3 protein-coding genes are annotated in these 3,743 nt (G+C 36.0%); all 3 read left to right on the plus strand.

Going from position 1 to position 3,743, the window contains the following annotated elements; translation table 11 throughout:
* Positions 1 to 190: 190 nt before the first annotated feature.
* The 3 genes from NZ519_12975 (at position 191) to NZ519_12985 (ending at position 3,626) form a co-directional block, all read left to right on the plus strand.
* Complete coding sequence (locus NZ519_12975) at positions 191 to 580, plus strand: response regulator (GenBank protein ID MCS7029667.1); 390 nt, start codon at positions 191 to 193, stop codon at positions 578 to 580.
* 4 nt (positions 581 to 584) lie between these two features.
* A complete protein-coding gene (hemG, locus tag NZ519_12980; protein ID MCS7029668.1) occupies positions 585 to 1,895 on the plus strand; it encodes a protoporphyrinogen oxidase in 1,311 nt (436 codons plus the stop codon).
* Positions 1,896 to 2,057: 162 nt separating this feature from the next.
* Positions 2,058 to 3,626: a hypothetical protein gene (locus NZ519_12985; protein MCS7029669.1), complete on the plus strand. Its 1,569-nt coding sequence runs from the start codon at positions 2,058 to 2,060 to the stop codon at positions 3,624 to 3,626.
* Positions 3,627 to 3,743: the final 117 nt, after the last annotated feature.

Consider the following 3,743-nt stretch of genomic DNA (forward strand, 5'->3'; position numbering starts at 1 on the left):
GCGATAGCCCAGTGCGGAGCGCAGCGAAGCACCGAAGCGATAGCGTAGCCCGAAGCACGCCGACCTTGTGGGCATGAGCGAAGCGAAATGCCCACAAGGGCACGCCCAAAAAATTAACCTTTACATACAATAAACAATAAAAAGTCAATTGTAAGACAAAATAAATTTATTACCTTTGCAGCGCTAAGAAATGAAAGTGCGCTCTATCCTACTAATTGATGATAATGATGTGGATAACTTCATTCATCGCAGAGTGATTGATATAATGCAATTTGCACAGCACGTACATGCTTGTACCTCTGTCAAAAATGCAAAAGAGTTTATAGAGCTACTCGTTAAAAACAAAGAACCTTTGCCAGATGTGATATTTTTAGATTTGAATATGCCTGGCGAAAACGGCTTTGCATTTTTAGAATGGTTCAAAGATTTTTCTCAACAGTACAATAATCACACTAAGATAATAATTCTTACCTCATCTAACAATCAAGCGGACGTAGATCATGCTTTTTCATATCAAAATGTAGTCAAATTTATCACTAAGCCTTTGAAAAAAGATCATTTAGCTGAACTTCCACTCTAAAACCATGATAGTTATTATTGGTGGAGGAATAAGCGGATTGACATTGGGCTACTACTTACAAAAACAAAAAATTCCTTATATTCTTGTAGAACAATCCCAAAAAATAGGGGGTAATATTCAAACGCTATGCCTACAAGGTAGAACACTCGAGCTTGGACCTAACACTGTATTAGCCAAACCGCACGTATGGGAGCTTATCCAAGAGCTTAATCTAACTGAACAAATAATCTATCCTGACAAAAAAGCTCGAAAACGGTTTATCTTAAAGAAAAATGGCTATGCCGCTTTGCCCTCAAATCCCGTTTCACTTCTTTTGAATTCATTTTTTAGCTTATCTACAAAAATTCAAATACTCAAAGACTTATCTAAAAAACCTAATCCTAATCCGCCCAAAAAAGAAACTGTACATGATTTTTTTGTACGCCATTTTGGAATTGAAGTAGCAGAGCAAGTGGTAAATCCATTTGTAGCAGGCATATACGCTGGGGATAGTCAAAAGCTAATTACCGAATATGCTTTTCCCACTTTAATAGAAGCCGAAAAACACACAGGCAGCATCATTAAAGGTTTTATCAAATATCAAAAGATGTATCGTTCAAAAGGGAGTATTTCATTTCGGAACGGTATGCACACCTTAGTACAAACAATATATCAAGCCCAAAAATCAAGTGTGTATCTCAACACGTTTATAGAAAAAATTGAATTCGGAGACTTAAAACATACTCTCATTTTGTCCAATAAAAATACTGTTTCTGCTAAAAGAATTGTTTTTACTGCACCTGCGTATAGTGTTGCAAAATACGTAGAATCCTTGTCTGCTGACTTTGCACAAAAGTTGGCATGTATTCCCTATGCACCTGTATGTGTTGTGCACTCTGTTTATCGTAAAGATAAAGTAAAGCACAAGTTAGATGGCTTTGGTGCTTTGCACCCCAGCATGTACAATACTTTCATTTTGGGTACTATTTTCTCTTCCACAATATTTCCCAACACTTGCCATTCCGATGAAGTTTTACTAACTTCTTTTATAGGTCAAAAATTTTTGTCGTATTCGCAAAATGAGATTCAAGATAAAGTACATCAAGAATTAGCAAACTACCTTAATATAACCGAAGCTCCTATTTTTACTCATCTACATGTATGGGAAAAAGCTATTCCACAATATGAAGCTAATTATGCTGACATTTTGCCTTTTGTACATCAATGGGAATCAAAAGGAATTTATTTTTCAGGCAATTGGCTCAATGGTATTTCCGTAGAGAAGTGCATAGAGGTAAATAAACATTTAGCGCAAAAGTTAGCTACTTTGGATTAAGGAGAAAAAATTAAAAGTGCAAAGTTGAACATTAAAAAGCCAAGTTACAAAAAATACATTCATTAGTTTTGCATAAAATTACAATATTTTTTATATCTTTGCTATGCCAAATACGTATAAAGGCTACTCAATGGCACAGAATTTACTATTTTACACAGCGTAATGAGATTTTGGGATATACTTGTATGGATAAAAGTTCAGCGCATATACAGTATAATATGCTGTGTTTTATTTTTTACTTTGTGTGAGGAAAGTTATGCACAGGGTAATACGAATTATTCTTATCGCAAGCGAGTTTGTAAAGGAGAAGGATGCCAACAAGTAAAAGTTCGGGCATCCGTAAAAAGAATGAACTACCCCATTGGTATAAGGTACAAAAAAGCAAAATCAACAAGTAGAAGTGGTTATCGGCGCTCTATATGTCGTGGAAGTGGATGTTATCCCATCAAATATACTGTAAAACAAAGGGATTTGAACTACAATCCAGGTTACAAGACTCGTAGAGCAAAGCGATTTAGTCGTTACAATCCCCAGGAGCAGCGTATAACATTTAGTTTAAGAGATATAGGATATTCCTGTACGCCCAAAACTAAAAAGTTTTATTCTTTTAGAAGGTATGCTTGCCGTGAGCAGCCCATTCAATTTAAGCTCAAAGAATACAGATATTCTTGCACCCCTAAAACAAAAAAATTCTATTCATTCAAAAGGTATAGTTGTCATGAACAGCCTATTCAGTTTAGATTAAAAGAATATCGATATTCTTGTGCCCCAAAAACGAAAAAATTCTATTCTTTTAAGAGATACAGTTGTTTTCAACAGCCCGTTCAATTTAGATTAAAGGAATATCGTTACTCATGCGCACCAAAGACAAAAAGGTTCTATTCTTTTAGGCGCTACAGTTGCTATCAGCAGCCTATTCGTTTTCGTTTGAAAGAGTACAGCTATTCCTGTTATGCCAAACTACAAAAAGCCCGCCGTTTTTCACGTTACACTTGTTACCCGATTACTGTACCGAGCAATAGTTGTTTGCTCAATCAGCAGGAATGCCCTATTCAATTTGATAAACCTACGCGATGGCAAGTTATTAAGCACGACGCCCGTAATTTTTTTAGGAATAAACACAAACATTGTAAGTTAATGGGCAGATATACAGGAGTAGGCAAAGGTAACTACATTACCACTTCTAAGGGGGAAGCTATTGTAACCAACTTCAAAGTAAAGAAAAATGTTGATCATCCGATTAAAATTGTAGTGCGTATAGTACCGCAAGATTTAAGCAAAATTAAATATGGAAAGCACGGTAAGCGAAAAATTAAAATGAAACGAAAAGTGATTAAAAAGGAAGAAACGAAGCGAATTATGATTAGAGAAATGACTTATAGAGGTAGGTATGATTGGATTTTAGCAGCTTACCCCGAAGAATCCCTTAAATTGGTAGACTTTCAAGCCCAATATAATGGTCCTCCTATTCCCTACAATATTGCTATTGACGTACAACCTCCTGAAAACAAAAAAGAGAAGAAGAAAAAAGAGAAATTAAAGAAGAAAGTAGCTAAGGAAAAAGAGCGTAAAAGAAAACGTGCGGAAAGGGCAAATCGTAAAATACGTAAGCAAGCTGAATATGACCAAAAACGTGAAAAACGTTTAGAGGAGAAAGAAGCAGAAATGGAAAAAAATCCTCCTAAACGGAAGCGTAGACAGCAAAATCAGGATAGTGAAGGTAATGAATAATTCACAGATTCCTGCTTTACGTAAGAATGATAGTGAGAGATTAAGTTTTAATTTTTTGGGCGTGCCCTTGCCCACACTTCGCTTGCGCTTGTGTGGGCAAGGTCGGCGTGCTACGGG

It is taken from the genome of Bacteroidia bacterium (genome assembly GCA_025056095.1).
GTDB lineage: Bacteria > Bacteroidota > Bacteroidia > JANWVE01 > JANWVE01 > JANWVE01.

What these genes read in the sequence shown, in the direction of transcription:
- NZ519_12975 (MCS7029667.1), top strand. Translation starts at nt 191, where the DNA reads ATGAAAGTGCGCTCTATCCTACTAATTGATGATAATGATGTGGATAAC.
- hemG (MCS7029668.1), top strand. Translation starts at nt 585, where the DNA reads ATGATAGTTATTATTGGTGGAGGAATAAGCGGATTGACATTGGGCTAC.
- NZ519_12985 (MCS7029669.1), top strand. Translation starts at nt 2,058, where the DNA reads ATGAGATTTTGGGATATACTTGTATGGATAAAAGTTCAGCGCATATAC.